At 70.8% G+C, this 2,193-nt stretch carries 3 protein-coding genes and 1 pseudogene; 2 read left to right on the forward strand and 2 right to left on the reverse strand.

Annotation, left to right across the window (positions count from 1 at the left end; genetic code table 11):
- On the reverse strand, nt 1-440 hold a 440-nt coding region (locus IJH84_RS22820; protein WP_295148850.1), incomplete at its 3' end, for a 2-C-methyl-D-erythritol 4-phosphate cytidylyltransferase.
- A 19-nt stretch (nt 441-459) separates the two neighbouring features.
- Entirely contained in the window at nt 460-948 is a 489-nt protein-coding gene (locus IJH84_RS22825) for a CarD family transcriptional regulator (protein ID WP_200068300.1), read from the reverse strand.
- Between the two features lie 276 nt (nt 949-1,224).
- On the opposite strand from IJH84_RS22825, the gene IJH84_RS22830 reads away from it, so the two are divergent.
- Nucleotides 1,225-1,863, forward strand: coding sequence for a hypothetical protein (locus IJH84_RS22830; RefSeq protein ID WP_295148853.1), 639 nt, complete (start codon nt 1,225-1,227; stop codon nt 1,861-1,863).
- Between the two features lie 116 nt (nt 1,864-1,979).
- Nucleotides 1,980-2,193, forward strand: a pseudogene (locus IJH84_RS22835) (DNA repair protein RadA); the annotation flags it as partial.

The following is a 2,193-nucleotide window of genomic DNA, read 5'->3' on the forward strand; positions in this document are numbered from 1 at the left end:
GCCACCTCGTGGATCACCGGCACCGGGGTGAACGCCCGCGCGGCGTCGTGCACCAGCACCGCCCGGACATCCGGCACGGCCCGCTCGGCCGCCGCCAGTGCCAGCCGCACTGACTCGGTCCGGTCCGCACCACCGGCAACGACGCCGACCGGCGAAGCCGGATCGGACACCTCGGCAGGTGATTCGGGAACGTTCGCACCGAAACCGGAATCCGGCCGCCACGACGCGACGGCACCGAGCACCGCCAACTCCCGCTGCACGACATCGACCTGGTCGGGCGGGGCAGCGACCACCACGTGGTGCACGCTGCCGGACTCCAACAGCCCGCGAACGGCGCGGACCAGCAAGGACTCACCCGAAACCGGGACCAGTGCTTTCGGCGTCCCGGCCCCCAGGCGCACCCCGCGCCCGGCGGCCGGAACCAGGGCCACCACTTTCACGCTTCGCCGGACCCGCCGATCAGACGGCCGTTGCGAGCACTTCGTCCAACAGGGACTCGGCCTTGCCCTCGTCGGTGCCCTCTGCCAGCGCGAGCTCGCTGACCAGTATTTGCCGGGCCTTCGCGAGCATTCGCTTCTCACCCGCGGACAATCCGCGGTCCTTTTCGCGCCGCCAGAGGTCGCGCACCACTTCGGCCACCTTGTTCACATCGCCGGAGGCGAGTTTCTCCACGTTGGCTTTGTACCGCCGGGACCAGTTCGTCGGTTCCTCGGTGTGCGGGGCGCGCAGCACGTCGAAGACATGGTCCAGACCCTCTTGACCGACCACGTCCCGAACACCGACGATCTCGGCGTTGTCCGCAGGAACGCGCACGGTCAAGTCGCCTTGGGCGACTCGCAGGACGAGGTACTGCTTTTCCTCGCCCTTGATCACGCGGGTCTCGATTGCTTCGATGAGCGCAGCACCGTGGTGCGGGTAGACGACGGTCTCTCCGACCTTGAAAACCATGTGTCCTCTGCCCCTTTCGCTCAGCTCAGCCTAGCACGAGCGACAACCGAGCCTCGACCGCCCTACCATCGTCATCGCAGGTCAGGACGCGATCGGGGGTTGACAAACAGCCACTGGCCGTGCTTCGCCAGGTCCGCGCGGATGGCTCGATTGATCCATTGTGGACATCCGGTGGGCGGGCCGCACGCCGCCGGACGGGGGTCTGCCTCGGGTCCTGCGGGAAGGGCGATTAAGCTGCCACGCGGTCGTCCGGCTATCAGGAAGGACACTGCCACCGTGAGCCGCCCCCAGCACCACACTGCTTTCCGCGTGCGGTTGACCTCGGCCGCACTGGGCCTGGGCGCCGTCGTCGCACTCGCCGGCTGCAGCGCGGGCCAGGTGACCGAGACCGACACCCAGGTCGCCGCCGTCCCCGGCGGCAGCGGCGATGTCAACGGCATCGGCGTGCGCAACGCGACGCTGGTCTTCCCGACCGGCCAGGGCCGGTACGGCCCGGGTTCCTCGGCGCCGCTGCAGGCCGTCTTGATCAACAGCGGCGCGCAGGACGACAAGCTGGTCCAGGTCACCAGCAGCTTCGCCAATTCGGTGCAGGTCGGGCAGACGACGGAGCTGCCGTCGAACAGCTCGCTGCACGCCGACGGTGCGCCGTCGCAGAGCGGCCAGACCTCGCAGGGCGGCCAGCCGTCGCAGAGCGGCCAGCCGTCGCAGCAGCAGGCGCCCTCGCAGGGCAGCGCCACCGACGAGCGGCAGGTGTCGATCACGCTGAACGGCCTCACGCAGCAGATCACACCGGGCGTCACGGTTCCGGTGACCTTCGTGTTCGCCAAGGCCGGACCGGTCACCGTGCAGGTGCCGATCGGCGAGGACTCCAGCCCGCGCCCGGAACACGGTTCCGGCGGGGCGAGCCACCACTGACCAGCGGTTTCGCTTCGGGAGGGCCGCCAGCGGGCGGCCCTTCGGCATGTCCGGGGCCGACTCGCCGGAGCACTGCGGCCGGTGGAGTCGTCGGGCCCGGCGGATAGCCTCCCGCCGTGCCTGCCAAGAACGCCCGCGCGGCCCGCCCCGCCTACCGCTGCGCCGACTGCGGCCACGAGGTCACCAAGTGGCTCGGCCGCTGCCCCTCCTGCCACGCCTGGAACACCATCGAGGAGACCGCCGCGGCCCGGCCCGCCGCCGCGAAGGTCACCGCCGCCGCACCGGCGACCTCCGCGCGCCCGATCGCCGAAGTGGACCTGGACTCGGCCC

Source organism: Saccharopolyspora sp., from assembly GCF_017434145.1.
Lineage (GTDB): Bacteria > Actinomycetota > Actinomycetes > Mycobacteriales > Pseudonocardiaceae > Saccharopolyspora_C > Saccharopolyspora_C galaxeae.